The following is a 26,912-nucleotide window of genomic DNA, read 5'->3' on the forward strand; positions in this document are numbered from 1 at the left end:
TTTACATCCTATAAGGTTGGCAAAACACGCGTATGATGCAAGCGAAACATGGCCTTCTAGCCCACGAGGGTCTGCTTCTGCTGCTGAATATCCTGCTCAATTCCCTCACGAACGTCCTGTGGGATCTTCAGCGCATCGCCCAGGGCGTTCAGGTAGCTGCGCTCCATAAAGTGATCGATATCGATGGCGGCACAGCTCAGAAAATAGAGTTCCAGCGCCTCTTCTTCGTTTTTCACGCTTTGCGCCAGACGCTGCGGATCAAGCGGCTGTTCGATGGCCTGCGCCACCAGCGCCCTGCCCTGCTCCTCAACGCCCGCTTCCCGCATCTGCTGTTCAATTGCGGCACGTTCACTGGCATCAATATGCCCGTCGCTCTTGGCCGCAAAGACCAGGGCGAGGATCAGACGTTCGGTGCGTAAATCTAACGGCGATACCTGCTCCCCGTACTGCGGTTCATCCTGATGCGCGCTGCGCACCTTGTCTTTGTATTTGTTCCATAAGACGGAGCCTGCAATAGCCCCTCCGCCCGCCAGCAGCGCGCCGGTACCGTATTTGGTAAGCAGTTTCCGCGATGATTTATTGGCAACCAGCAAACCGGCCAGCCCGCCGAGCGCACCCGGCACCAGCAGCTTGCTCAGACCCTGCTCGCCGGACGACGAGCCTTTTTGTCCCAACAGGGATTGCAGTTGATTCATCCAGCCTGACATATTTTTCCTCACGTAACAGTGCGTAACCTTCACAGCCTAAGCGAGCGGGTGTCAGGAAATGTCTGTCAGTGCTAAAGAAGCGCAAATTTCACCCCTGTCCGGTTATCCCCATACAAGACAGACGCAAACGTTTTCGTTTATACTGCCCGCATCTTTTTCAGGGGGATTTTTATGACTCGTTTAGGAACCGCGCTGCGTCCCGCCGCGACGCGCGTCATGCTGTTGGGATCGGGTGAACTGGGTAAAGAAGTGGCCATTGAATGCCAGCGTTTGGGTGTGGAAGTGATTGCGGTGGACCGTTACGCGAATGCGCCCGCCATGCACGTCGCGCATCGCTCGCACGTCATCGATATGCTTGACGGTAATGCGCTGCGGGCGTTAATTGCCGACGAAAAACCGGATTTCGTGGTACCTGAAATTGAGGCCATTGCCACTGAGATGTTGATTGCCCTTGAACAGGAAGGGCAGCGCGTGGTGCCCTGCGCCACTGCGGCAAAACTGACCATGAACCGGGAAGGCATTCGTCGCCTGGCGGCAGAAGAATTACAGCTCCCGACCTCCAGCTACCGTTTTGCCGGGGATAAAGCTGCGTTTCTCCAGGCCGTAGAGGAGATTGGCTACCCGTGCATCATTAAGCCGGTAATGAGCTCCTCCGGCAAAGGGCAGAGCTTTATCCGCGACAGCAGCACAGTGGACAACGCCTGGGACTATGCTCAGCAGGGCGGCCGTGCCGGTGCCGGGCGCGTCATCGTGGAAGGCGTGGTGAAGTTTGATTTTGAAATTACCCTGCTCACCGTCAGCGCCGTGGATGGCGTTTATTTCTGCGACCCGATTGGTCATCGGCAGGAAGACGGCGATTATCGCGAATCCTGGCAGCCGCAGCAGATGAGCGCGCTGGCGCTGGCACGCGCGCAGGAGATCGCCCGCAAGACGGTGCTGGCGCTGGGCGGCTACGGCCTGTTCGGCGTGGAATTGTTTGTTCGCGGCGACGAGGTGATCTTCAGCGAAGTCTCCCCTCGCCCGCACGATACCGGGATGGTAACGCTGATTTCACAGGATCTCTCCGAGTTCGCGCTGCACGTACGCGCTTTCCTCGGCCTGCCGGTTGGCGGCATCCGTCAGTACGGCCCGGCAGCCTCGGCGGTGATCCTGCCGCAGCTGACCAGCCAGAATGTCACCTTTGATAACGTCGAAGGTGCGGTTGGCGCAGGCTTGCAGGTCCGGCTGTTCGGCAAACCGGAGATCGACGGAAGCCGTCGTCTGGGCGTGGCATTAGCAACCGGGGAAAATGTGGACGAAGCCGTCGCGAGAGCAAAAAGAGCGGCTGCGAACGTCAGCGTAGCAGGATAAAAAAACGGGCCGAAAGGCCCGTTTTAACTGTCTGGCTGGCCGGGTTAGGCGCAGCCGACACCCGGCAAACAAACTTACTGTTTCGCGCCTTCTACCGCTTCGCGAGCCAGTTTAGTGATGCGATCCCAGTCGCCTGCTTCCAGCGCATCCGCCGGAACCAGCCAGGAGCCGCCGATGCACAGCACGCTTTTCAGCGCCAGATAGTCACGGTAGTTGGCCGGAGAGATGCCGCCCGTTGGGCAGAAACGCACCTGAGAGAATGGGCCCGCAATGGCCTGCAACGCTTTGGTGCCGCCGTTCGCTTCAGCCGGGAAGAATTTGAACTCTTTCAGGCCGTAGTCCATGCCCAGCATCAGTTCAGAAACGGTGCTGATACCCGGGATCAGCGGAATAGAACCTTCGGTTGCGGCTTTCAGCAGGGGCTCAGTCAGCCCCGGGCTGATGGCAAACTGTGCGCCCGCTTCGGTCACTTCCGCCAGCTGCTGCGCATTCAGAACCGTACCGGCACCAATGATCGCTTCCGGCACTTCTTTGGCGATAGCACGGATCGCATCCATCGCACAGGCCGTACGCAGGGTCACTTCCAGAACGCGAACGCCACCCGCAACCAGCGCCTTCGCCATCGGGACCGCGTGCTCCAGTTTGTTTACCACAATAACCGGCACGACAGGGCCAGTGGTCAGGATTGCTTCTGCACTTGTTTTCCAGTTTTTCATCAGAGTTTTCTCTCGCCAGATCGTTAAAATCAAGTCGTCTTAAAACGTAATACAGGTTGCGCCCTGCTCCGCACCGGAGAGTTTCTCACGCAACGCACCAAACATTTCGCGTCCGGTACCCACGCGTGACGCGCTCAGGTCAGGAATATGTGGCTGACGCGCCGCCAGCTCTGCTTCATCCACCAGCAGGGTTAACTCGCCTGTCTGACCGTTGACGCGGATCATGTCACCATCACGCACTTTCGCCAGCAGGCCGCCGTCGTAGGCTTCCGGGGTGACATGAATCGCTGAAGGCACTTTACCGGATGCCCCTGAAAGGCGTCCATCGGTTACCAGTGCAATTTTGAAACGGCGGTCCAATAATACACCAAGCGGCGGCATAAGTTTATGTAATTCTGGCATCCCGTTCGCTTTTGGTCCCTGATGACGCACCACGACCACACAGTCTTTATCAAGCAGACCCGCGTCAAAGGCAGGTAAAACGTCGTGCTGGCTTTCAAACACCACCGCCGGGGCTTCAATAACCTGATTCTCTTCCGGCACGGCAGAGGTTTTCATCACGGCACGCCCAAGGTTACCGCTCAGCACTTTGGTGCCGCCGTGAGGAGAGAACGGTTGTTCGAAGGTTGCGATAACCTGAGGATCGAGCGAGTCGCTCGCCCCTTCGCGCCAGTCCAGCTCACCGTTGTTCAGCCACGGTTCAAGGGTATAGCGATGCAGGCCAAAGCCCGCCACCGTGTTGACATCCTCATGCAGCAGGCCGCCTTTCAGCAGCTCGCGCATTAGTACCGGCACGCCGCCCGCGGCCTGGAAGTGGTTGATGTCCGCCGGACCGTTCGGGTACAGACGCGCCATCAACGGTACCACAGAGGAGATATCGGAGAAGTCATCCCAGTTGATCAGAATGCCCGCCGCGCGCGCCATCGCGACAAGGTGCATGGTATGGTTGGTTGAACCGCCGGTCGCCAGCAGGGCGACGATCCCGTTGACGATGACTTTTTCATCCACCATCTTGCCCATTGGCATCCACTCGTTGCCGTTACCGGTCAGGCGCGTCACCTGACGGGCTGCGGCTTCGGTCAGCGCTTTACGCAGTGGCGCATCCGGCTGGATGAACGACGAGCCCGGCAGCTGCATACCCATAAACTCCACCACCATCTGGTTGGTGTTGGCCGTACCGTAGAACGTACAGGTGCCCGGCGCATGATAGGACGCGGCTTCCGCTTCCAGCAGTGCCTGACGGTCCGCTTTTCCTTCGGCATACAGCTGGCGGATACGGACTTTTTCCTTGTTTGGCAGACCACTAGCCATCGGGCCTGACGGCACAAAAATCGCTGGCAGATGGCCAAACGACAGCGCGGCCATCACCAGCCCCGGGACGATTTTGTCGCACACGCCCAGATAGAGCGCGCCATCAAACATGTTGTGAGAGAGGCCCACTGCCGCCGACATGGCGATCACTTCGCGGCTCAGCAAGGACAGCTCCATACCGTCCTGGCCCTGGGTTACGCCATCACACATGGCCGGCACGCCGCCTGCAACCTGGCCCACCGCGTTCACGCTGTGCAGCGCATTGCGGATGATAGCCGGGTAGGCCTCATACGGCTGGTGGGCTGAAAGCATGTCGTTATAGGAGGTAATGATGGCGATATTGTTACGCAACATGCTTTTCAGCGCGTCTTTATCACCAGGCTGGCAGGCCGCAAAGCCGTGGGCCAGATTCCCGCAGGCCAGCTGAGAGCGATGGACAGTTTCACTCTTCGCCTGTTCGATGCGGGCAAGGTAGGCAGTACGGGTCTCTTTCGAGCGCTCAACAATGCGCTGTGTTACGCGTAACAATGTCGGATTCATAAAAGCTCCTCTAATTTATCTGTCCAGGCTCGGGAGTTTACACAGTTTCTGACGGTTGTTAACAACGCTGAAACGCCTGATATCCGGAGCACAGGGGCAAAATGTCTGAAGGGAGTGTAATAAAAAAAGCTCCGCGGGTGAATCCACGCGGAGCTTAAAAGATAAAAATGATGCCACTTGCTGTGTTAGATCATGTTACCGGTAAAATAACACCTTTGGGCTAGAGAAGGTGGTTATTCAAACTCGTTCCAGGAGCGGCCATCACGGGTGATCATCGCAACGGAGGCGACAGGTCCCCATGTTCCCGCCTGATACGGTTTTGGCGCGTCCTGATCGGCTGCCCACGCTTCGGTGATGGAGTCGACCCACTTCCACGCCTCTTCCACTTCATCGCGGCGGACGAACAGCGCCTGGATACCACGCATGGTTTCCAGCAGCAGACGCTCGTAAGCATCGGCGAGATGCGTCTGGTTGAAGGTTTCAGAGTAGCTCAGGTCCAGCTTGGTGGTTTGCAGGTTGTGTTTGTGATCAAGACCCGGCACTTTGTTGAGGATCTGAATATCCACACCCTCGTCCGGTTGCAGACGGATGGTCAGTTTGTTCTGCGGCAGTTCCTGCCAGGATTCTTTGAACAGGTTCAGTTCCGGATTTTTGAAGTAGACCACCACTTCGGAGCATTTTGCCGGCAGACGTTTCCCGGTACGCAGGTAGAACGGCACACCGGCCCAGCGCCAGTCGTCGATATCCACACGGATCGCCACAAACGTCTCGGTGTTGCTGGACTTGTTCGCGCCCTCTTCTTCCAGATAGCCAGGAACTTTTTTCCCCTGGGCAAAACCTGCGGTGTACTGGCCGCGCACGGTTTTCTCACGCACGTTGGAGCGGTCAATACGGCGCAGTGATTTCAGCACTTTCACTTTGGCATCACGAATGCTGTCGGCCGTCAGATCTGACGGTGGAGACATGGCAATCATGCACAGAATTTGCAGCAGGTGGTTCTGGATCATGTCACGCATCTGGCCGGCCTGGTCGAAGTAGCCCCAACGGCCTTCGATGCCCACCTCTTCCGCCACGGTAATTTCCACGTGGTCGATAGTGCGGTTGTCCCAGTTGTTCACGAACAGGGAGTTGGCAAAACGCAGCGCCAGCAGGTTCAGTACCGTCTCTTTGCCCAGATAGTGGTCAATACGGTAAACCTGACACTCCTCAAAGAACTCGCCCACCTGGTCGTTGATTTCACGCGAGGTCGCCAGCGACGTACCCAGCGGTTTCTCCATCACCACGCGCGCCGGTTTGGCGTTCAGCTTCGCTTCGCCCAGACCTTTGCAGATGGCGCCGAAGGTGCTTGGGGGCATGGCGAAATAGTTAATAGTGACACGATTTTCCTGGTCAAGCATTTCACCCAGACGGGTAAAGGCGCCTACATCGTTGACGTCCAGGTTGCAGAAATCGAGACGCCCGCTCAGCTTATCCCAAAGGCTTTCATCGATTTTCTCTTTCATGAACGTTTCGAGCGCCTCGCGCACGACTTTGGTATAAGCCTCCTTATCCCAGTCTGCGCGTCCTACCCCAAGGATTCGGGTGTCGGGATGGATCTGGCCCGCTTTTTCGAGCTGATACAGGGAAGGCAGCAATTTTCGGCGTGCAAGATCGCCTTTCGCGCCGAAAATGACCAGGTCACATGCCTGGGCTGTTTGCGTTACCGCCATGTCATTCTCCTCAGTTAGATCGCCTGGTACTCTGCCAGGTATCGTTGTAATTTTATTACAATGCACTGTACTGCTTTTACGCGTTTCCTGAAACCATTAGCGCTTAACGTCGCGTGCGATACGGTGATTTTTCGTCACCCGGGCCATAACGCCCGTCTGATGACGCAACAAACGTCGATTCTTTGCGCAACAGGGTCAGAGCAAAACCCGACGTCGATCAAGTAATGAAAAAAAACAACAACATTTCTTGTCGACGATTACCCTTTCGGGAGTCCCGGGGGTAATATCGGCTAAATCGAATCAAGATTTCATCTCTTTATGAAATCGTTTATGCCCTCATGAGCGTCTTGTTAACAATGAACATGCTGGAAAAAATCCAGTTTCAACTGGAACACCTTAGCAAATCCGAGCGCAAAGTGGCTGAAGTTATTCTCGCCGCGCCCGCTCAGGCGATTCATTCAAGCATCGCTGCTCTGGCACAGGAATCGGGCGTCAGCGAACCGACGGTCAATCGATTCTGTCGTAGTCTGGACACGCGCGGCTTTCCTGATTTTAAACTGCATCTGGCCCAAAGTCTGGCAAACGGCACCCCGTATGTTAATCGCAATGTAGATGAAGACGACAGCGTTGATGCTTACACCGCAAAAATATTTGAATCGGCTATGGCCACGCTCGACCACGTTCGCCAGTCTCTGGACATGAGTTCAGTGAATCGCGCGGTCGATCTTCTCACGCAGGCCAAACGGATTGCCTTCTTTGGCCTTGGCTCGTCCGCCGCCGTGGCGCATGACGCCATGAATAAGTTCTTTCGCTTTAACGTGCCGGTGATTTACTCCGATGACATTGTGCTGCAACGCATGAGCTGTATGAATTGTAGTGAAGATGATGTCGTGGTACTCATCTCCCATACGGGCCGCACCAAGAGCCAGGTGGAGCTGGCGCAGCTCGCGCGTGACAACGATGCGATGGTCATCGCCCTGACGACGGCAGGTACGCCGCTGGCCAGGGAAGCGACGCTCGCTATTACCCTGGACGTACCGGAGGACACCGACATGTACATGCCGATGGTCTCCCGCCTGGCGCAGTTGACGGTCATCGACGTGCTGGCGACCGGTTTTACCTTACGACGGGGCGCAAAATTCCGGGATAACTTGAAGCGGGTCAAGGAAGCCCTGAAAGAATCGCGTTTTGATAAAGAATTGCTTATAAAGAGCGATGTTCCCTAATAACTACGATGTACGATTTACGGCATTCGGTCCCCTCGCTACTGCCTTGCGATAGATGAAGGCCGATTCTATGTTCACGCAACACCAAAGTTGTTTCAGTCAACGGAGTATTACATGTCCAGAAGGCTTCGCAGAACCAAGATCGTCACCACCTTAGGCCCGGCCACCGACCGCGATAATAACCTCGAAAAGATTATCGCCGCGGGTGCCAACGTGGTGCGCATGAACTTCTCTCACGGTACGCCAGAAGACCATAAATTACGTGCCGACAAAGTGCGTGAAATCGCAGCTAAACTGGGCCGCCATGTTGCTATCCTCGGTGACCTGCAAGGTCCAAAAATCCGCGTATCGACCTTTAAAGAAGGCAAAGTCTTCCTCAACATCGGCGATAAATTCCTGCTGGATGCCAACCTGAGCAAAGGCGAAGGCGATAAGGAAAAAGTGGGTATCGACTACAAAGGTCTGCCTGCTGACGTTGTGCCTGGCGACATCCTGCTGCTGGACGACGGACGCGTACAGCTGAAAGTGCTGGAAGTTCAGGGTATGAAGGTATTCACCGAAGTGACCGTCGGCGGCCCGCTCTCCAACAACAAAGGCATCAACAAACTCGGCGGTGGCCTGTCTGCCGAAGCGCTGACCGATAAAGACAAAGCGGATATCGTGACCGCAGCGCAGATCGGCGTGGATTACCTGGCCGTCTCCTTCCCGCGCTGCGGCGAAGATCTGAACTATGCTCGCCGCCTGGCGCGCGATGCAGGCTGCGATGCGAAAATCGTTGCGAAAGTGGAACGCGCTGAAGCGGTCTGCGATCAGGACGCGATGGACGACGTGATCCTGGCGTCTGACGTGGTGATGGTTGCCCGTGGTGACCTGGGCGTGGAAATTGGCGACCCTGAACTGGTCGGTATCCAGAAAGCGCTGATCCGTCGCGCGCGTCAGCTGAACCGCGCGGTGATCACCGCCACCCAGATGATGGAATCCATGATCACCAACCCAATGCCAACCCGTGCGGAAGTCATGGACGTGGCGAACGCCGTGCTGGATGGTACCGATGCGGTGATGCTGTCAGCGGAAACCGCGGCAGGTCAGTATCCGGCAGAAACCGTGGCCGCCATGGCGCGCGTGTGCCTGGGTGCAGAGAAGATCCCAAGCATTAACGTCTCTAAACACCGTCTGGACATTCAGTTCGACAACGTGGAAGAAGCGATTGCGATGTCTGCGATGTACGCAGCCAACCACCTGAAAGGGGTCACGGCGATCATCACCATGACCGAATCTGGCCGTACCGCGCTAATGACGTCCCGTATCAGCTCCGGTCTGCCGATCTTCGCTATGTCCCGTCACGAGCGTACGCTGAACCTGACGGCGCTGTATCGCGGCGTGACGCCAGTATACTTCGACAGCACCAACGACGGCGTGGCCGCCGCGCACGATGCCGTGAACCTGCTGCGCGACAAAGGTTATCTGGTATCCGGTGATATCGTTATCGTGACGCAGGGTGACGTGATGAGCACCATCGGCTCAACCAATACCACCCGCGTACTGACCGTAGAGTAAGCTCCGCTCCCCTCTCCCCTAAGGGGAGAGGGGTGAAGGTTTCCTATTTCTTCGGGAAAAGCTCTTTACGCTTGTACGGCTCTGTTTCGCCAGGTTTGCGCGTTTTGAGCAGCTTCAGGATCCACGTATATTGCTCCTTATGCGGCCCCACCAGCACCTCCACCTCTTCATTCATGCGACGTGCGATGGTGTGATCGTCTGCGGTCAGCAGATCGTCCATCGGCGGACGTACCTCAATGCTCAGGCGATGCGTTTTACCGTCATAAACCGGGAACAGTGGGATCACGCGGGCGCGGCAGACTTTCATCAGGCGACCAATCGCGGGTAGCGTGGCTTTATAGGTTGCGAAGAAATCGACAAACTCGCTGTGTTCCGGGCCGTGGTCCTGATCGGGCAGATAGTAGCCCCAGTAACCCTGACGTACCGACTGAATGAAAGGCTTAATGCCATCGTTTCGGGCGTGCAAACGCCCGCCAAAGCGACGGCGCACGGTATTCCAGACGAAGTCGTAGATTTTGTTTCCCTGATTATGGAACATCGCCGCCATTTTCTGGCCCTGCGACGCCATTAACATCGCCGGAATGTCTACCCCCCAGCCGTGCGGCACCAGGAAAATCACCTTTTCATCATTGCGACGCATCTCGTCGATGATCTCCAGCCCTTTCCAGTCAACGCGTTCGACGATCTTCTCCGGCCCTTTCAGCGCCAGTTCCGCCATCATCGCCATGGCCTGTGGCGCGGTGGTATACATGTCATCAATGATTGCTTCGCGTTCGGCGTCGCTTTTATCCGGAAAACAGTACAACAGATTTATTTGCGCGCGGCGGCGTGCGCTTTTACCTAAGCGCCCTGCCAGGCGCCCCACTTTGCCGAGCACCGGATCGCGGAGGGAAGCAGGTAGCAACGCCATGCCAGCAAACGCGTATACGCCAAGCCAGGCGCCCCAGTTACGCGGGTGGCGAAAAGATTTTTCAAACTCGGGAATGTACTCAATATTGTTTTTTTTGGTTTCCATGCGGGTTCCAGGGTCTGGTGACGCAAAAATATATTCGGATAGTGTAGCGAGGCTGCCGCCCGCGCACAAAAGAAAAAGCCGGCGCATACTGACGCCGGCTTTTTAAATCAGGAGAGCTTAGTCGAAGCGCAGCTGCGGCATCACCTCTTTCACCTGCGCCAGGTAATCTTTGCGATCTTTGCCGGTCAGCCCTTCGGTACGCGGCAGTTTTGCCGTCAGCGGGTTAACCGCCTGCTGGTTGATCCACACTTCGTAGTGCAGGTGCGGACCCGTCGACCGGCCGGTGTTACCGGACAACGCGATGCGATCGCCACGTTTCACTTTCTGGCCCGGTTTGACCAGCAGTTTACGCAGGTGCATGTAGCGGGTGGTGTACGTACGACCGTGACGAATAGCAACGTAGTAGCCAGCAGCACCGCTGCGTTTCGCCATGACCACTTCACCATCCCCTACCGCTAGCACTGGCGTGCCCTGCGGCATGGCGAAGTCAACGCCACGGTGCGGCGCTACGCGGCCAGTTACCGGGTTCAGACGACGCGGGTTAAAGTTGGAGGAGACGCGGAACTGTTTCGCCGTTGGGAAACGCAGGAAGCCTTTTGCCAGACCCGTACCGCTGCGGTCATAGAACTTACCGTCTTCCGCGCGAATAGCGTAGTAGTCTTTGCCGTCTGAACGCAGACGAACGCCCACCAGCTGGCTCTGCTCGCGCTTACCGTCCAGCATTTCGCGGGACATCAGGACAGAGAACTGATCGCCTTTTTTCAGTTTGCGGAAATCCATCTGCCACTGCATGGCTTTGATCACCGAGCTGATTTCAGCGCTGGTCAGGCCGGCATCGCGTGCGCTGGAAACAAAGCTGCCGCCGACGGTCCCTTTCATGACGCTGTTAACCCAGTCGCCCTGCTGCAATTCGCTGGTCATTTTGAAACCGTTTGCAGTGCGATCGTAGGTGCGGGTTTCGCGACGGGACATCTCCCAGGTCAGACGTTGCAGATCGCCGTCGGGCGTTAGGGTCCAGGAAAGCTGCTGACCAATTTTCAGGTTACGCAGCTCTTTATCGGATGCGGCGAGCTGGCTGATGTTGCCCATGTCGATACCGTACTGGTTCAGGACGCTGCTCAGCGTATCGCCAGTAGATACAACATATTCATGAATGCCGGCTTCATTCTGGATCTTGTCATCCAGCTCATCCTGGGGAATCGCTTCATCTTCCTGAGCGGCCTGATCGATAGGCTCGCTGGCCTCAGGCAGCAGAGAGCGGATCTCGCTCTTCTCCAGTTCGATGGTTTTAATGATTGGGGCGGAACTCGGGTGGTAAACATAGGGCCGCCAGACGGCGACCGCTAATGTGAGAACTGTAAGCGACCCCAGCATAACGCGGTGGGGTCGAGGCAGATTGTTAAATGCCAGGGCGACAGAGCGGGCTATCTGTTGCACGTATTCACTTCCTCGTTAATCTCCTTTCAGGCAGCTCGCATACTGATTCGCCAGTTGGCTGAGGAACTGCGAATAGCTCGCTTTGCTCAACTGGATGTTCGTACCTAGCGGGTCAAGGGTTCCCATGCGCACGGATGTTCCCCTGGCCACGGCTTCTACGACCGCTGGCCTGAACTGTGGCTCAGCAAAAACGCATGTCGCTTTTTGCTCAACCAACTGTGTTCTGATTTCATGTAAACGCTGCGCACCAGGCTGAATTTCAGGGTTGACGGTAAAATGCCCCAGCGGGGTCAGACCGTAATGTTTCTCGTAATACCCGTAGGCATCATGAAAAACGAAGTACCCTTTTCCTTTAAGCGGTGCGAGCTCGTTACCCACCTGTTTGTCGGTTGCAGCTAATTGAGCCTCAAAATCCTTCAGGTTGGCGTCGAGTTTGATTCGACTTTGCGGCATAAGTTCCACTAATTTGTCGTGGATTGCAACCGCTGTAAGCCGCGCTATCTCTGGGGAGAGCCAGAGATGCATGTTGTATTCGCCGTGATGGTGATGGTCGTCACCTTTTTCACCGTGAGCATGGTCGTGGTCGTGTTCGTCACCCTCGTCCTCAGCTCCTTTCATGAGTAACGGTTTCACGCCGGACAGCCCGGCAATCGTCACCTGTTTCTCAGCGGCAATCTGACTGGCTGACTTCTGCATGAACGCTTCCATCTCAGGACCAATCCAGACGACTAAGTCCGCGTTCTGTAAGCGTTTTACATCAGATGGACGCAGGGAATAATCATGCTCGGAAGCACCATCAGGCAGCAGAACCTGGGTCTCAGTGACCCCATCCGCGATGGCAGAGGCGATAAATCCAAGCGGTTTAAGCGAAGCGACAACGGCGGCGTTAACATCTTGTGCTGTTGTACCCCAAAGAGCAGCGGATAAAGCTGCGAAAAGAAGCGTATTTTTCTGTAACATAATGCGACTAATCATCGTAATGAATGCGTGGAATGTGATATTATAACATTCGATGACTTCTGCAAGCTTAAATTGACATGACGACTTTAGTTTCTCTAGAAAATGTTTCGGTCTCATTCGGCCAGCGCCGCGTCCTTTCTGACGTGTCGCTGAATCTGAAGCCCGGAAAAATACTCACGCTGCTCGGCCCTAACGGTGCAGGCAAGTCGACGCTGGTACGCGTCGTATTAGGCCTGGTAGCCCCTGACGCAGGTGTTATCGTCCGCCAAGACAAGTTGCGTATCGGCTATGTGCCGCAAAAATTACACCTCGATGCCACCCTGCCCCTGACGGTGAGCCGCTTCCTGCGCCTCCGTCCCGGTACGCGTAAAGCGGATATCCTCCCGGCGCTGAAACGCGTTCAGGCGGGACATCTTGTTGAGGCGCCCTTGCAAAAGCTGTCGGGCGGTGAAACCCAGCGCGTATTACTTGCCCGCGCCCTGCTCAGCAGCCCTCAACTGCTGGTCCTGGACGAGCCTACGCAGGGTGTTGACGTCAACGGTCAGGTTGCGCTGTACGATCTGATTGACCAACTCCGTCGGGAGCTAAACTGCGCGGTGCTGATGGTGTCCCATGATCTGCATCTGGTGATGGCCAAAACCGACGAAGTGCTGTGCCTGAACCATCACATTTGTTGTTCCGGCACGCCGGAAGTGGTGTCAATGCATCCGGAATTTATCTCTATGTTTGGCCATCGTGGCGCCGAGCAGCTGGGCATCTATCGTCATAATCACAATCACCGCCATGATTTACAGGGACGAATTGTCCTGCGTCGGGGAAATGGACACTCATGATTGAACTGTTACTGCCCGGCTGGCTGGCCGGGATTATGCTTGCCTGCGCCGCGGGTCCACTCGGCTCGTTTGTCGTCTGGCGCAGAATGTCCTATTTCGGCGATACGCTGGCCCATGCTTCATTGCTGGGTGTGGCGTTTGGTTTGTTACTGGACGTGAACCCGTTTTATGCGGTGATTGTCGTCACGCTGCTGCTGGCTGCCGGTCTGGTCTGGCTGGAAAAACGCCCTCATCTGGCAATTGATACCCTGCTCGGCATTATGGCGCACAGCGCCCTGTCGCTGGGCCTGGTGGTAGTGAGCCTGATGTCAAACATCCGCGTGGACCTGATGGCCTATCTGTTCGGCGATCTGCTGGCCGTCACGCCCGAAGATCTGATTTCTATTGCCATTGGCGTGGCAGTGGTGCTCGGGATCCTGCTGTGGCAGTGGCGAAATTTACTGGCTATGACCGTCAGCCCGGATCTGGCCTTTGTCGACGGCGTGAAGCTTCAGCGCGTGAAGCTGCTATTGATGCTGGTGACGGCGTTAACCATCGGCGTGGCGATGAAGTTTGTCGGCGCGCTGATCATCACGTCGCTGCTGATAATCCCTGCCGCCACGGCGCGCCGTTTTGCGCGTACGCCGGAGCAAATGGCCGGTATCGCGGTGATTATCGGAATGATCGCGGTCACGGGCGGGTTAACTTTCTCGGCGTTTTATGACACGCCAGCAGGGCCGTCGGTGGTATTGTGCGCGGCGGTGTTGTTTATTTTCAGTATGATGAAAAAGACCGCGCAGTAGTCAGCATGTCCCCGGTGGCGCTTCGCTTACCGGGGCTACAATTTATCGCTGCTTACGGCATTGCGGGCGGCGTAATGCCGAAATGATTCCACGCCCGCACCGTTGCCATACGACCACGCGGGGTACGCTGCAAGAAGCCCTGCTGGATCAGATACGGCTCCAGCACGTCCTCGATAGTCTCACGCTCTTCGCCAATTGCCGCCGCCAGGTTATCCAGCCCTACTGGCCCGCCAAAGAACTTATCCAGCACCGCCAGCAGCAGCTTACGGTCCATGTAGTCAAAACCTTCGGCATCGACATTCAGCATATCCAGCGCCTGGGCGGCGATCTCGGCCGATATGGTGCCGTCGTGCTTCACCTCGGCAAAGTCACGCACCCGGCGCAGCAGGCGGTTGGCGATACGCGGCGTACCGCGGGAGCGCTTCGCCACTTCAAACGCCCCCTCTTCGCTCATATCCAGCCCCATGTAGCGCGCGCTGCGGCCCACAATATGCTGAAGGTCAGGCACCTGATAAAACTCCAGACGCTGCACGATACCAAACCGGTCGCGTAGCGGAGAGGTCAGAGAGCCGGCGCGGGTCGTGGCGCCAATCAGGGTAAACGGTGGCAGATCGATTTTGATCGAGCGCGCGGCCGGGCCTTCACCGATCATGATATCCAGCTGATAGTCTTCCATCGCCGGGTAGAGCACCTCTTCCACCACCGGTGACAGGCGGTGGATCTCATCGATAAACAGCACGTCGTGCGGTTCAAGGTTGGTCAGCATCGCCGCCAGATCGCCCGCTTTCTCCAGCACCGGACCGGAGGTGGTACGCAGGTTAACGCCCATTTCATTGGCGACGATATTCGCCAGGGTGGTTTTACCTAACCCCGGCGGACCAAAAATCAGCAGGTGATCGAGCGCATCGCCGCGCAGCTTTGCCGCCTGGATGAAAATCTCCATCTGAGAACGAACCTGCGGCTGGCCGATGTACTCATCCAGCAGTTTGGGACGGATCGCGCGATCCACCACGTCATCTGGCTGAATAGTGCCTGCCGATACCAGGCGGTCTGCTTCAATCATCCTTTACCTCACAATGCAGCGCGCAGCGCTTCACGAATCAGAGTTTCACTGCTGGCATCCGGTTTAGCAATTTTGCTCACCATCCGGCTGGCCTCCTGAGGTTTATAGCCCAGCGCCACCAGCGCGGCAACCGCTTCCTGCTCGGCATCATCATCCGATGCAGGCGCGCCCGGGGAAGTCAGCACCAGATCGGCTGCCGGCGTGAACAGATCGCCATGCAGACCTTTGAAGCGGTCCTTCATCTCAACAATCAAACGCTCGGCGGTTTTCTTCCCGATGCCCGGAAGTTTAATTAACGCAGCCGGATCTTCACGCTCAACGGCGTTCACAAACTGTGGCGCCGACATACCGGACAGAATCGCCAGCGCCAGCTTCGGCCCGACGCCGTTGGTTTTAATCAATTCGCGGAACAGGGTGCGTTCCTGTTTGTTATTGAATCCGTACAGCAGCTGAGCGTCTTCACGCACCACAAACTGGGTAAAGACAACCGCCTCTTTGCCCGCCTCCGGCAGCTCATAGAAGCAGGTCATTGGCATATGGACTTCATAGCCCACGCCACCCACCTCCAGCAGTACTAACGGGGGTTGTTTTTCAATGATGATGCCTCTGAGTCTGCCTATCACGTGACGCTCCTGCGTTCTGGAAGAAATTAACTGCCGACATAATAAAAAAAGGCTGGATAAACATCCAGCCTGATTTGTCATTATCGTAACCTGCCTCGCGCCAGATTGAGCCGCGACTCGCTCATTTGCATCGCATTCTGGCTGACGTGGCAGTGGGTAATCGCAATGGCCAGCGCATCCGCGGCGTCGGCCTGCGGGTTCGCAGGGAGCTTCAGCAGGGTACGCACCATGTGCTGCACCTGGCTTTTCTCCGCGCTACCAATGCCCACCACCGTCTGCTTAACCTGACGGGCCGCGTACTCAAACACTGGCAGATCCTGGTTCACGGCGGCAACAATCGCCACGCCGCGCGCCTGACCGAGCTTTAACGCCGAGTCAGCGTTTTTCGCCATAAAGACCTGCTCGATGGCGAAATAGTCCGGCTGGAACTGGGTGATGATCTCCGACACGCCCGCATAGATGAGCTTCAGGCGCGACGGCAGATCGTCCACTTTGGTGCGAATACAGCCGCTGCCGAGGTAGGTTAGCTGGCGTCCCACCTGACGGATAACGCCATAGCCGGTGACGCGTGAGCCGGGGTCAATCCCGAGAATAATCGACATCACGCGTCTCCTGTAAACGGTTTACAGGCTCTCATCAGAGAGTCGCTGCAACCTCATCAGAGATTTCACCGTTGTGATACACTTCCTGCACGTCGTCGCAGTCTTCGAGCATGTCGATCAGACGCAGCAGTTTCGGTGCGGTTTCCGCATCCATGTCCGCTTTGGTAGACGGGATCATGGAGACTTCAGCGTTATCCGCCTTCAGGCCAGCCGCTTCCAGCGCATCGCGCACGGCACCCATCTCTTCCCATGCGGTGTAAACATCAATAGCGCCGTCGTCGTAGGTCACCACGTCTTCCGCACCGGCTTCCAGCGCCGCTTCCATGATCGCATCTTCGTCGCCTTTCTCGAAGGAGATGACGCCTTTTTTGCTGAACAAGTACGCTACGGAACCGTCAGTGCCCAGGTTGCCGCCGGTTTTGGTGAACGCGTGGCGCACTTCCGCAACGGTACGGTTACGGTTGTCGGACAGACACTCAACCATCACCGCCGTACCGCCAGGACCGTAACCTTCATAAATGATGGTTTCCATGTTCGCGTCTTCATCACCGCCCACGCCACGTGCGATGGCACGGTTCAGGGTGTCACGCGTCATGTTGTTAGACAGGGCTTTATCCACCGCTGCGCGCAGACGTGGGTTAGAGGCCGGATCGCCGCCGCCCAGACGCGCCGCTGTCACCAGCTCACGAATGATTTTGGTAAATATTTTACCGCGTTTGGCATCTTGTGCCGCTTTGCGGTGTTTGGTGTTGGCCCACTTACTATGACCTGCCATAAAAAGTTCTCCAAAAATCGCGCCTTCTCAGGCAGCGTTAATTACAAATTCTTCAATCGCCTGCCGATTGCTCCACGACTTGGTCAGTGCGGCGGCATCCGCCGCATCCACCCAGCGGTAGGTCAGGTGTTCCGTGAACACGATCTCCCGCTCATGGGGAAGCGCAAGGCAGAACCACGATTCCGTATTGCGCTCAATGCCCGGTGCATAGCGATGACGTAAATGGCTAAAAATTTCAAACTCCACCGTGCGCTGACAGTCCTTCAGGGTCAGTTGCTCGTAAGCAACATCAATGGCGACCTCTTCCTTTACTTCACGCGCGGCGGCCTGCGGCGCGGTCTCCCCCTCTTCCAGGCTGCCGGTAACCGACTGCCAGAAATCCGGATCGTCGCGCCGCTGCAACATCAGCACCCGCTTCGTGTCTTCTGCATAAATGACCACCAGAACCGAAACGGGACGCTTATATGCCATATCAGTTTTTCTCTTCCTTCTTCACCACCTCAATGCCCAGCTCAGCCAGCGCGGCCGGGTTGGCAAAGCTTGGCGCTTCAGTCATCAGACACGCCGCTGCGGTGGTTTTCGGGAAGGCGATCACATCACGGATGTTGTCGGTGCCGGTCAGCAGCATGGTCAGACGGTCAAGACCGAAGGCCAGACCCGCGTGCGGAGGGGTACCGTACTTCAGGGCGTCCAGCAGGAAGCCAAACTTCTCGCGCTGCTCCTGCTCGTTAATGCCCAGAATGCCGAACACGGTCTGCTGCATTTCACCGCTGTGAATACGCACGGAACCGCCGCCCACTTCGTAGCCGTTGATGACCATATCGTAGGCGTTTGCCACCGCGTCTTCCGGCGCGGCTTTCAGCTCTGCCGCCGTCATCTCTTTTGGCGAGGTGAACGGGTGGTGCATCGCGGTCAGGCCGCCTTCACCGTCGTCTTCGAACATCGGGAAGTCGATTACCCACAGCGGCGCCCATTTGCTTTCGTCGGTCAGGTTCAGGTCTTTGCCGAGCTTCAGACGCAGCGCGCCCATCGCATCCGCAACCACTTTCTTGTTGTCTGCACCGAAGAAGATCATGTCGCCGTCCTGCGCGCCGGTGCGCTCAAGGATCGCTTCCACGATGTCCGCATTCAGGAATTTCGCCACCGGGCTGGTGATGCCTTCCAGACCTTTTGCACGCTCGGTTACTTTAATATAGGCCAGACCTTTCGCGCCGTAGATCTTGATGAAGTTGCCGTAGTCGTCAATCTGCTTACGGCTCAGGGCAGCACCGCCCGGAACGCGCAGGGCAGCCACGCGGCCTTTCGGATCGTTAGCCGGGCCAGCAAAGACCGCGAACTCAACGGCTTTCACCAGGTCTGCCACGTCCACCAGCTCCATCGGGTTACGCAGGTCTGGTTTGTCGGAACCGTAGCGACGCTCGGCTTCCGCGAAGGTCATGACAGGGAAATCGCCCAGCTCAACGCCTTTCACGTCGTTCCACAGGCTACGCACCAGGGCTTCCATCACCTCACGCACCTGCTCAGCGGTCATGAAGGAGGTTTCCACATCGATCTGGGTAAATTCTGGCTGACGGTCAGCGCGCAGGTCTTCGTCGCGGAAGCATTTCACGATCTGATAGTAGCGATCGAAGCCGGACATCATCAGCAGCTGTTTGAACAGCTGTGGTGACTGCGGCAGCGCGTAGAATTTGCCTTTATGGACGCGGGATGGCACCAGGTAGTCGCGCGCGCCTTCCGGCGTGGCTTTGGTCAGCATCGGGGTTTCGATATCAAGGAAACCGTGGTCATCCATAAAACGGCGCACCAGGCTGGTGATTTTCGCACGGGTTTTCAGGCGCTGAGCCATTTCCGGACGACGCAGATCCAGGTAGCGGTATTTCAGACGCGCTTCTTCGGTGTTGACGTGGTTGGAGTCCAGCGGCAACGCTTCCGCGCGGTTGATGATCGTCAGATCGGACGCCAGCACTTCGATAGCGCCGGTCGCCATGTCGGCGTTGACGTTTTTCTCGTCACGCGCACGCACGGTGCCCGTCACCTGAATGCAGAACTCATTGCGCAGCTCAGAAGCCAGCTTCAACGCATCAGCGCGATCCGGATCGAAGAACACCTGAACGATACCTTCGCGGTCACGCATATCAATAAAGATAAGGCTACCAAGATCGCGACGACGATTGACCCAACCACACAGGGTGACCTGCTGCCCGACGTGGGACTGACGCAGCTGCCCGCAATATTCTGTACGCATGAGATATCCCTTAATTAGCCGCAGGCTGATTGTCGCCTGTCTCGCAGGCTACGATGTCGCAGCTTTCTGTATGTCACAACTGGATGAAAAAAGGCGGCTATTATACTGGAAATTCTGCCGCACGATAAGAGCGAAGCACGGCCTGACGCGCGTTTGCTGAACTCTTATTGCCTATTCTCACAAAAATTAACAAAATTATCCGACCGATAACAGGCCATCACGTCGTAAGGTGTAGAAAAGCAATCATTTGACGGGAGTGACGATGTTTACACTTGATGCCACCAAAACCGCCCTTGTGGTCATTGATTTACAGGAAGGCATTCTGCCTTTTGCCGGTGGTCCGCACACCGCTGACGATGTGGTCAGCCGCGCTGCGCGCCTGGCAGAAAAATGCCGCGCCAGCGGCTCGCCTGTTGTTATGGTGCGCGTCGGCTGGTCCGCTGATTTCGCCGAAGCGTTAAAACAGCCGGTTGATGCCCAGGCCCCGGCGCAGGCGCTGCCGGACAACTGGTGGACATATCCTGTCTCGCTCGGTAAACGCGACAGCGATATAGAAGTTACCAAACGCCAGTGGGGCGCATTCTACGGCACCGACCTGGAGCTCCAGCTGCGCCGTCGCGGGATCGACACGATTATTCTGTGCGGGATCTCCACCAACATCGGTGTGGAATCCACCGCCCGTAACGCCTGGGAGCTGGGCTTTAACCTGGTGATAGCGGAAGATGCGTGCAGCGCAGCCTCTGCGGATCAGCACCAGGGCAGCATGACCCATATCTTCCCGCGTATCGGTCGCGTGCGCAGCACGGATGAGATCCTCAGCGCGCTATGATGTACGTGGGCCTGCCCCAGTGGTCGCACCCGAAATGGGTGCGCCTGGGTATTACCAGCCTTGAAGAGTATGCCCGACACTTTAACTGCGTGGAGGGCAATACCACGCTGTACGCCCTGCCCCGCGCGGAGATCGTCGAACGCTGGCGCGAGCAAACCACCGACGACTTCCGCTTTTGCTTTAAATTCCCGGCGACCATCTCCCACAACGCCGCGCTGCGCAACTGCGATGATTTAACCCACGAGTTTTTCACCCGGATGTCGCCTCTGGCCAACCGTATTGGCCAGTACTGGCTCCAGCTTCCCGCCACGTTTGGCCCGCGCGACCTGCCTGCCCTCTGGCAGTTTCTCGACGCCCTGCCGCATGGCTTCACCTACGGCGTAGAAGTAAGGCATCCGGAATTCTTTGCCAAGGGCGACGCGGAGAAAGCGCTCAATCGCGGCCTGCATGAACGATCGGTCAACCGCGTGATCCTCGACAGCCGCCCCGTACATAGCGCAATCCCGCACAGCGAAGCCGTTGTTGATGCCCAGCGCAAAAAACCGAAAGTGCCCGTCCACGCGATCGTAACGGCACAGAACCCGATGGTCCGGTTTATCGGCAGCGATAACATGCAGCAAGATGAGGAGATGTTCGCCGTCTGGCTGCAAACGCTGGCGAAATGGGAGCACACCACCACGCCGTACCTTTTTTTACATACGCCGGATATCGCACAGGCGCCTGAACTGGTCGATGCTCTCTGGCAGGCCTTGCAGCAGGCGGTTCCGTCGGTTGGCCCCGCGCCGTCCATCCCACAACAATCTTCTCTTTTCTGAAATCACCCCCTATCATAGAGACGTGCCATCTGCCAAAAACAGGGAGTTAGTATGGTCAGCGCGCTGTATGCGGTGTTAGGTGCATTACTGCTGATTAAGTTTTCATTTGATGTTGTGCGCCTGAGAATGCAGTACCGCGTCTCGTACGGTGACGGGGGCTTTTCTGAGCTACAAAGCGCAATCCGCATCCACGGCAACGCGGTCGAGTACATTCCCGTCGCGTTAATTTTACTGCTGTTAATGGAGATGGATGGCGCTGAAACCTGGATGGTGCACGTCTGTGGGCTGCTGCTGATAGCAGGGCGTTTGATGCATTATTATGGTTTTCACCACCGCCTGATCCGCTGGCGTCGTTCCGGCATGAGCGCGACCTGGTGCTCGCTTTTGCTGATGGTGCTGGCTAACCTTTGGTATATGCCGTGGGAGTTGGTTTTCTCCTTCCATTAGCGCACAATATGCCCCTTTATTTTTCCCGGATTTTTACGTTATGTCAGATCGCGACACGCTTTTTTCCGCGCCTATCGCCAGCCTGGGCGACTGGACCTTTGATGAACGGGTAGCCGAAGTCTTCCCGGATATGATCCAGCGTTCTGTTCCCGGTTATTCCAATATTATCTCCATGATCGGCATGCTGGCGGAGCGTTTTGTTCAACCCGGCACGCAGGTCTATGACCTGGGCTGTTCGCTGGGAGCGGCAACGCTGTCCATTCGTCGTAACGTTCATCACGAAGGCTGCAAGATTGTGGCTGTCGATAACTCACCGGCTATGGTTGAACGCTGCCGTCGCCACATTGACGCGTATAAAGCCCCTACGCCTGTGGAGGTGGTAGAAGGCGATATCCGCGATATCGACATCCAGAACGCCTCGATGGTGGTACTGAACTTTACCCTTCAGTTCCTGGTGCCGGACGATCGTCAGCGGTTGCTGGATAAAATTTATCAGGGCCTGAACCCGGGCGGCGCGCTGGTGTTGTCTGAGAAATTCAGCTTTGAAGACGCCAGCGTGGGCGAACTGCTGTTCAACATGCACCATGATTTCAAGCGTGCAAATGGCTACAGCGAGCTGGAGATCAGCCAGAAGCGCAGCATGCTTGAAAACGTCATGCTGACGGATTCCGTAGAAACCCACAAAGCGCGCCTGCGCAAAGCCGGATTTGAACACAGCGAACTGTGGTTCCAGTGCTTTAACTTTGGTTCTCTGGTGGCGCTTAAAGCCGGAGACGCAGCATGATCGAGTTCGGTAATTTCTATCAGCTGATTGCCAAAAACCACCTTTCCCACTGGCTGGAAACCCTGCCTGCGCAAATTGCCACCTGGCAGCGCGATCAGCAGCATGGTCTGTTGAAGCAGTGGTCCAACGCCGTGGAGTTTCTGCCTGAACTGACGCCTCATCGTCTGGATTTACTGCACAGCGTGACGGCGGAGAGCGAAGAGCCGCTCCCGGCCGGGCAGATCAACCGCATCGAAACGCTGATGCGTAACCTGATGCCGTGGCGCAAAGGGCCGTTCTCGCTGTACGGCGTAAACATCAACACCGAGTGGCGTTCCGACTGGAAGTGGGATCGCGTTCTGCCGCATTTATCCGACCTGACCGGGCGCACCATTCTGGACGTGGGCTGCGGTAGCGGCTATCACATGTGGCGCATGATCGGCGCAGGCGCGCATCTGGCCGTCGGTATCGATCCGATGCAGCTGTTCCTGTGCCAGTTTGAAGCGGTGCGTAAGCTCCTGGGTAACGACCAGCGTGCGCACCTGCTGCCGCTGGGTATCGAGCAACTCCCTGCCCTGAAAGCGTTTGATACCGTTTTCTCGATGGGCGTGCTGTACCACCGTCGTTCCCCGCTGGAGCATCTCTGGCAGTTGAAAGATCAGCTGGTCAGCGGCGGCGAACTGGTGCTGGAAACGCTGGTCATCGAAGGCGATGAACATGCCGTTCTGGTGCCGGGCGATCGCTATGCGCAGATGCGCAACGTTTACTTCATCCCTTCCGCGCTGGCGCTGAAGAACTGGCTGGAGAAATGTGGATTTGTCGATGTACGCATCGCCGATGTGTGCGTGACGTCAGTTGAGGAACAGCGCCGCACCGACTGGATGATCACCGAATCGCTGGAGCAATTCCTCGACCCGGACGATCACAGTAAAACCATCGAAGGCTATCCGGCCCCGATGCGCGCGGTATTGATTGCGACGAAGCCGTAGTTTGTGCCGGGTGGCGGCTGCGCCTTACCCGGCCTACGCGTCGCACGTTTTCTCCAAAATAGTTCAAGTTGCAGCAAGGCGGCAACGCAGCGAATCCCCGGGAGCTTACATCAGTAAGTGACCGGGGTGAGCGAGGCGGCCAACGCGGCTGCGGCTTGAAATATGAAGGAGAAAAAAAGGCCCCTGTGTAATTTGCAGGGGCCTGGTACAAGCAAGCATCATATTGGGCGACATGATGCGCGGTAAAAATCGGTACGTTGCTACACGTGATGACGTTCAATCAACGATTTCATTACCGCAACCGACTCTCCATCCACACCGTAGCGCGAGTACTCATCCGCTTCAGCATCCGTCGACATTGACAACCCTGTATTGCGATAACGCATGGGTGAAGGTATCCATTTACCCGCCGAGCTGTGCAGCTCTTCCACCCCTGCGTTTAAAAACAGTTCCAGATTGCTGGCGCGTACTCCTGCGCCCGCCATGATTATTGGAACACCGGAATGTGCTTTTAGTTCCGTAATTAATTTCAGTCCTTTTTCAGCCGAGGACTGCTGGCCCGACGTCAGAACGCGCGCCACGCCCAGTTCTGCCAGCGTATCAAAGGCTTGTATCGGATCCTGACACATATCGAACGCACGATGAAAAGTGACCGCCATCCCCCGGGCGGCGCGCATGACCTGACGCATACGCGGAAGATCGATGTTGCCGTCTTCGTCCAGCACACCGATCACCAGCCCCGGAAAACCGGAATCACGGACGAGGGCGATATCCTCAAGCATGGCACTGAACTCACCCGCCGTATAACAAAAATCACCGCCGCGCGGGCGAATAATCGGGTGCACCGGAATAGTGATGGCCTGACGGGCTGATTTCAGCACGCCAAAGGACGGGGTTAATCCCCCTTCTTTAGGTGCCGCGCAAAGCTCGATGCGATCGGCCCCCTGCCGTTGCGCAGTGACGGCACACTCCACGCTGTAACAACAAATTTCCAGCAGCGCCATGTCATCCTCCTTAAATTTCACTCAACGTACCATCGTGGCACGTTGCCCGATTGGTGTCTGGATCGACGCTCACAATGCTTACGCTTCGCTGGCGACGATCTGCTCGATAGTCCAGGGATGGAATTTCACCGTCACGTTGCCGTCCGTTACGGCAAGCGTAGGGTTCGGTAAGCGTTCGCGCTCCCCTTTTGGCGAGCTGGTTTTGACGAAAATACCCGGCTGGCTTAACCCCTCGTCGGAAAGCAGCGCCAGCGCACGGGCGTTCAGCGTCTCGGGCTCCCCAGGCAGAACAATTTCGATATGCTCCCAGCCTTCGTGCGGATAACGCTTCTCTCCTGGCCAGGGCAGTTCCACAACGGTGAATTGCCAGTGCGCCACCGTTACCGGCGCGTGAAGTTTGAACAGGCAGATCGGGCGACCGTTAATGATATTCTCCGACAGCAGTTCTCCGCACTGCTCAAAGCCACGCCGCCAGCGTTCGGCGGTGGCATTCTGGTGGCAGCGCAAAGAGATGTGATCCGCCTCAAGCGGCGCGATATCCAGCCCGAGACGGGTGGCAAGTTCTGTGAACGCCTGAGTGAAGCGCGGTAAATCTGCGGAAATATCATGCAGTTCGTCAATGGTATGCCAGTTCGCCATAGGTCAGTCTCGTTTCGTGTCGCAAAGCCGCTAATTTACTCTGTTGCCCTCTGTCGACCAACCGCAGAATCACGGTTTTTTCGACTGCATGATTATGCATACCGGCTTCGCCTGGATTCTGAGCGATCTTCGCCCCCCGCAGGGCTGACGCCCGAAGGCATTTGCAGTATACTCCCGCCCTAAATTCTTAAACTGGCGTGGGTGTTTTTTACCCGCATCAAAAACGTAAGGTATCCAGGTGAATATTCAGGCTCTTCTCTCAGAAAAAGTCAGTCAGGCACTGATTGCCGCAGGTGCGCCTGCGGATTGCGAACCACAGGTTCGTCAGTCAGCGAAAGTACAGTTTGGCGACTATCAGGCTAATGGCGTGATGGCAGTGGCTAAAAAACTGGGCATGCCGCCGCGACAGCTCGCTGAGCAGGTACTGACGCATCTGGATCTCACCGGCATCGCCAGCAAAACCGAAATCGCCGGTCCAGGCTTTATCAACATTTTCCTTGAGCCTGCATTCCTCGCAAGCCACGTTGACGCGGCGCTGAAGTCTGACCGTCTGGGCGTGGCTCAGCCAGAAGCGCAGACCGTGGTGGTTGACTACTCCGCGCCAAACGTGGCGAAAGAGATGCACGTCGGTCACCTGCGCTCCACCATCATCGGTGACGCGGCGGTGCGTACCCTGGAGTTCCTTGGTCACAAGGTGATCCGCGCTAACCACGTAGGCGACTGGGGCACGCAGTTCGGCATGCTGATCGCGTATCTGGAAAAGCAGCAGCAGGAAAACGCAGGCGAAATGGCGCTGGCAGACCTGGAAGGTTTCTACCGTGAAGCCAAAAAGCACTATGACGAAGATGAAGCCTTCGCCGAGCGCGCACGCAGCTACGTGGTGAAACTTCAAGGCGGCGACCCGTACTTCCTCGAGATGTGGCGCAAGCTGGTGGACATTACCATGTCCCAGAATCAGCTCACCTATAACCGTCTGAACGTGACCCTGACCCGTGACGACGTGATGGGTGAAAGCCTGTATAACCCGATGCTGCCAGGCATTGTGGCGGACCTGAAAGCTAAAAATCTGGCGGTGGAAAGCGAAGGCGCAACGGTGGTGTTCCTTGATGAGTATAAAAACAAGGAAGGCGAACCGATGGGTGTGATCGTCCAGAAAAAGGATGGCGGCTATCTCTACACCACCACCGACATCGCCTGTGCGAAATACCGTTACGAAACCCTGCATGCGGATCGCGTGCTGTATTACATCGACTCCCGTCAGCACCAGCACCTGATGCAGGCGTGGACTATCGTGCGTAAAGCGGGTTATGTGCCGGATTCCGTGCCGCTGGAACATCACATGTTCGGCATGATGCTGGGTAAAGACGGTAAGCCGTTCAAAACCCGTGCGGGCGGCACCGTGAAGCTTTCCGATCTGCTGGATGAAGCGCTGGAACGCGCGCGTCGCCTGGTGGCCGAGAAGAACCCGGATATGCCTGCTGACGAGCTGGAGAAACTGGCTAACGCGGTTGGGATCGGCGCGGTGAAATACGCGGATCTCTCCAAGAACCGTACCACCGACTATATCTTCGACTGGGACAACATGCTGGCGTTTGAAGGCAACACGGCGCCATATATGCAGTACGCTTATACCCGCGTACTCTCCGTCTTCCGTAAAGCCAATATCGACGAAAGCGTGCTGGCGAATGCCACGGTGACCCTTACCGAAGATCGTGAAGCACAGCTGGCTGCCCGCCTGCTTCAGTTCGAAGAGACGCTCTCCGTGGTCGCGCGTGACGGTACGCCGCACGTTATGTGTGCTTACCTGTACGATCTGGCCGGTCTGTTCTCTGGCTTCTACGAACACTGCCCTATCCTCTCTGCCGAGAGCGAAGCGGTGCGTCACAGCCGCCTGAAGCTGGCGCAGCTGACGGCGAAGACACTGAAGCTCGGTCTGGATACCCTGGGTATCGAAACCGTAGAACGTATGTAAAAA

26 protein-coding genes are annotated in these 26,912 nt (G+C 56.7%); 11 read left to right on the forward strand and 15 right to left on the reverse strand.

All coding sequences use genetic code 11. The annotated features are described in order from the left end of the window. Nucleotides 1-56: 56 nt before the first annotated feature. Complete coding sequence (locus IM290_RS14405; protein ID WP_193041522.1) at nucleotides 57-707, reverse strand: tellurite resistance TerB family protein; 651 nt, start codon at nucleotides 705-707, stop codon at nucleotides 57-59. Nucleotides 708-878: 171 nt separating this feature from the next. Here IM290_RS14405 and purT point away from each other — a divergent pair, with 171 nt between their 5' ends. Further along, nucleotides 879-2,057, forward strand: a complete 1,179-nt coding sequence (purT, locus tag IM290_RS14410; protein ID WP_193041521.1) for a formate-dependent phosphoribosylglycinamide formyltransferase — start codon at nucleotides 879-881, stop codon at nucleotides 2,055-2,057. Nucleotides 2,058-2,131: 74 nt separating this feature from the next. Here purT and kdgA read toward each other — a convergent pair whose 3' ends face one another. The 3 genes from kdgA to zwf form a co-directional block, all read right to left on the reverse strand. Beyond that, on the reverse strand, nucleotides 2,132-2,773 hold the full coding sequence (kdgA, locus tag IM290_RS14415) for a bifunctional 4-hydroxy-2-oxoglutarate aldolase/2-dehydro-3-deoxy-phosphogluconate aldolase (protein ID WP_003859774.1): 642 nt from the start codon (nucleotides 2,771-2,773) through the stop codon (nucleotides 2,132-2,134). A 39-nt stretch (nucleotides 2,774-2,812) separates the two neighbouring features. Continuing rightward, a complete protein-coding gene (edd, locus tag IM290_RS14420; protein WP_017693246.1) occupies nucleotides 2,813-4,624 on the reverse strand; it encodes a phosphogluconate dehydratase in 1,812 nt (603 codons plus the stop codon). A 233-nt stretch (nucleotides 4,625-4,857) separates the two neighbouring features. After that, a complete protein-coding gene (zwf, locus tag IM290_RS14425; protein WP_003859771.1) occupies nucleotides 4,858-6,333 on the reverse strand; it encodes a glucose-6-phosphate dehydrogenase in 1,476 nt (491 codons plus the stop codon). Between the two features lie 356 nt (nucleotides 6,334-6,689). Here zwf and IM290_RS14430 point away from each other — a divergent pair, with 356 nt between their 5' ends. Both IM290_RS14430 and pyk read left to right on the forward strand, forming a co-directional pair. Beyond that, the gene (locus tag IM290_RS14430; protein ID WP_003859769.1) at nucleotides 6,690-7,559 is read left to right on the forward strand and encodes a MurR/RpiR family transcriptional regulator; all 870 of its coding nucleotides are present in this window, start codon (nucleotides 6,690-6,692) and stop codon (nucleotides 7,557-7,559) included. A gap of 114 nt (nucleotides 7,560-7,673) precedes the next feature. Further along, nucleotides 7,674-9,116 carry a pyruvate kinase gene (gene pyk, locus IM290_RS14435; RefSeq protein WP_003859767.1) on the forward strand — a complete coding sequence of 481 codons (1,443 nt, stop codon included), beginning with the start codon at nucleotides 7,674-7,676 and terminating at the stop codon, nucleotides 9,114-9,116. 43 nt (nucleotides 9,117-9,159) lie between these two features. Here the strand turns inward: pyk and lpxM are convergent, their stop codons facing one another. The 3 genes from lpxM to znuA form a co-directional block, all read right to left on the reverse strand. Beyond that, complete coding sequence (gene lpxM, locus IM290_RS14440; RefSeq protein WP_015570283.1) at nucleotides 9,160-10,131, reverse strand: lauroyl-Kdo(2)-lipid IV(A) myristoyltransferase; 972 nt, start codon at nucleotides 10,129-10,131, stop codon at nucleotides 9,160-9,162. Between the two features lie 117 nt (nucleotides 10,132-10,248). After that, on the reverse strand, nucleotides 10,249-11,568 hold the full coding sequence (gene mepM / locus IM290_RS14445) for a murein DD-endopeptidase MepM (protein WP_003859762.1): 1,320 nt from the start codon (nucleotides 11,566-11,568) through the stop codon (nucleotides 10,249-10,251). Nucleotides 11,569-11,583: 15 nt separating this feature from the next. Next, the gene (gene znuA, locus IM290_RS14450) at nucleotides 11,584-12,528 is read right to left on the reverse strand and encodes a zinc ABC transporter substrate-binding protein ZnuA (RefSeq protein ID WP_047733884.1); all 945 of its coding nucleotides are present in this window, start codon (nucleotides 12,526-12,528) and stop codon (nucleotides 11,584-11,586) included. A gap of 77 nt (nucleotides 12,529-12,605) precedes the next feature. On the opposite strand from znuA, the gene znuC reads away from it, so the two are divergent. Beyond that, on the forward strand, nucleotides 12,606-13,361 hold the full coding sequence (gene znuC / locus IM290_RS14455) for a zinc ABC transporter ATP-binding protein ZnuC (protein WP_017384350.1): 756 nt from the start codon (nucleotides 12,606-12,608) through the stop codon (nucleotides 13,359-13,361). Continuing rightward, nucleotides 13,358-14,143: a zinc ABC transporter permease subunit ZnuB gene (gene znuB, locus IM290_RS14460; protein ID WP_015570280.1), complete on the forward strand. Its 786-nt coding sequence runs from the start codon at nucleotides 13,358-13,360 to the stop codon at nucleotides 14,141-14,143. Before znuC ends, znuB begins: the two co-directional genes overlap by 4 nt. Nucleotides 14,144-14,195: 52 nt before the next feature. On the opposite strand, the gene ruvB is transcribed toward znuB, so the two are convergent. The 6 genes from ruvB to aspS form a co-directional block, all read right to left on the reverse strand. Continuing rightward, on the reverse strand, nucleotides 14,196-15,206 hold the full coding sequence (ruvB, locus tag IM290_RS14465; RefSeq protein ID WP_003859753.1) for a Holliday junction branch migration DNA helicase RuvB: 1,011 nt from the start codon (nucleotides 15,204-15,206) through the stop codon (nucleotides 14,196-14,198). An 8-nt stretch (nucleotides 15,207-15,214) separates the two neighbouring features. Next, a complete protein-coding gene (ruvA, locus tag IM290_RS14470; protein WP_003859751.1) occupies nucleotides 15,215-15,829 on the reverse strand; it encodes a Holliday junction branch migration protein RuvA in 615 nt (204 codons plus the stop codon). A gap of 80 nt (nucleotides 15,830-15,909) precedes the next feature. Continuing rightward, nucleotides 15,910-16,431, reverse strand: coding sequence for a crossover junction endodeoxyribonuclease RuvC (gene ruvC, locus IM290_RS14475; RefSeq protein ID WP_003859749.1), 522 nt, complete (start codon nucleotides 16,429-16,431; stop codon nucleotides 15,910-15,912). A 34-nt stretch (nucleotides 16,432-16,465) separates the two neighbouring features. Then, nucleotides 16,466-17,206 (reverse strand): YebC/PmpR family DNA-binding transcriptional regulator, encoded by a 741-nt coding sequence (locus IM290_RS14480; protein ID WP_003859747.1) that lies wholly within the window; start codon nucleotides 17,204-17,206, stop codon nucleotides 16,466-16,468. 27 nt (nucleotides 17,207-17,233) lie between these two features. After that, nucleotides 17,234-17,677, reverse strand: coding sequence for a dihydroneopterin triphosphate diphosphatase (gene nudB / locus IM290_RS14485; RefSeq protein ID WP_003859745.1), 444 nt, complete (start codon nucleotides 17,675-17,677; stop codon nucleotides 17,234-17,236). Between the two features lies 1 nt (nucleotide 17,678). Next, complete coding sequence (aspS, locus tag IM290_RS14490; protein WP_017384352.1) at nucleotides 17,679-19,451, reverse strand: aspartate--tRNA ligase; 1,773 nt, start codon at nucleotides 19,449-19,451, stop codon at nucleotides 17,679-17,681. A gap of 262 nt (nucleotides 19,452-19,713) precedes the next feature. On the opposite strand from aspS, the gene IM290_RS14495 reads away from it, so the two are divergent. The 5 genes from IM290_RS14495 to cmoB are packed head-to-tail and all read left to right on the forward strand — an operon-like array spanning nucleotide 19,714 to nucleotide 23,294. Continuing rightward, complete coding sequence (locus IM290_RS14495) at nucleotides 19,714-20,280, forward strand: hydrolase (RefSeq protein WP_017384353.1); 567 nt, start codon at nucleotides 19,714-19,716, stop codon at nucleotides 20,278-20,280. Continuing rightward, nucleotides 20,277-21,095 (forward strand): DUF72 domain-containing protein, encoded by an 819-nt coding sequence (locus IM290_RS14500; RefSeq protein WP_193041520.1) that lies wholly within the window; start codon nucleotides 20,277-20,279, stop codon nucleotides 21,093-21,095. The genes IM290_RS14495 and IM290_RS14500 overlap by 4 nt, the downstream gene beginning before the upstream one ends. Before the next feature lie 51 nt (nucleotides 21,096-21,146). Then, entirely contained in the window at nucleotides 21,147-21,542 is a 396-nt protein-coding gene (locus IM290_RS14505) for an MAPEG family protein (RefSeq protein WP_003859737.1), read from the forward strand. Nucleotides 21,543-21,582: 40 nt separating this feature from the next. Continuing rightward, nucleotides 21,583-22,326: a carboxy-S-adenosyl-L-methionine synthase CmoA gene (cmoA, locus tag IM290_RS14510; RefSeq protein WP_003859735.1), complete on the forward strand. Its 744-nt coding sequence runs from the start codon at nucleotides 21,583-21,585 to the stop codon at nucleotides 22,324-22,326. Further along, nucleotides 22,323-23,294, forward strand: coding sequence for a tRNA 5-methoxyuridine(34)/uridine 5-oxyacetic acid(34) synthase CmoB (gene cmoB / locus IM290_RS14515; protein WP_015570275.1), 972 nt, complete (start codon nucleotides 22,323-22,325; stop codon nucleotides 23,292-23,294). The genes cmoA and cmoB overlap by 4 nt, the downstream gene beginning before the upstream one ends. A gap of 260 nt (nucleotides 23,295-23,554) precedes the next feature. Here the strand turns inward: cmoB and cutC are convergent, their stop codons facing one another. Both cutC and IM290_RS14525 read right to left on the reverse strand, forming a co-directional pair. Next, nucleotides 23,555-24,298, reverse strand: coding sequence for a copper homeostasis protein CutC (gene cutC, locus IM290_RS14520; RefSeq protein ID WP_032669628.1), 744 nt, complete (start codon nucleotides 24,296-24,298; stop codon nucleotides 23,555-23,557). 78 nt (nucleotides 24,299-24,376) lie between these two features. Continuing rightward, on the reverse strand, nucleotides 24,377-24,937 hold the full coding sequence (locus tag IM290_RS14525; RefSeq protein WP_015570274.1) for a VOC family protein: 561 nt from the start codon (nucleotides 24,935-24,937) through the stop codon (nucleotides 24,377-24,379). A gap of 238 nt (nucleotides 24,938-25,175) precedes the next feature. Here IM290_RS14525 and argS point away from each other — a divergent pair, with 238 nt between their 5' ends. After that, nucleotides 25,176-26,909 carry an arginine--tRNA ligase gene (gene argS, locus IM290_RS14530; protein ID WP_023294934.1) on the forward strand — a complete coding sequence of 578 codons (1,734 nt, stop codon included), beginning with the start codon at nucleotides 25,176-25,178 and terminating at the stop codon, nucleotides 26,907-26,909. Nucleotides 26,910-26,912 lie beyond the last annotated feature (3 nt).

Origin of the sequence: Enterobacter cloacae complex sp. S1 (assembly GCF_014930525.1) — a bacterium.
Classification (GTDB): Bacteria; Pseudomonadota; Gammaproteobacteria; order Enterobacterales; family Enterobacteriaceae; genus Enterobacter; species Enterobacter hormaechei_C.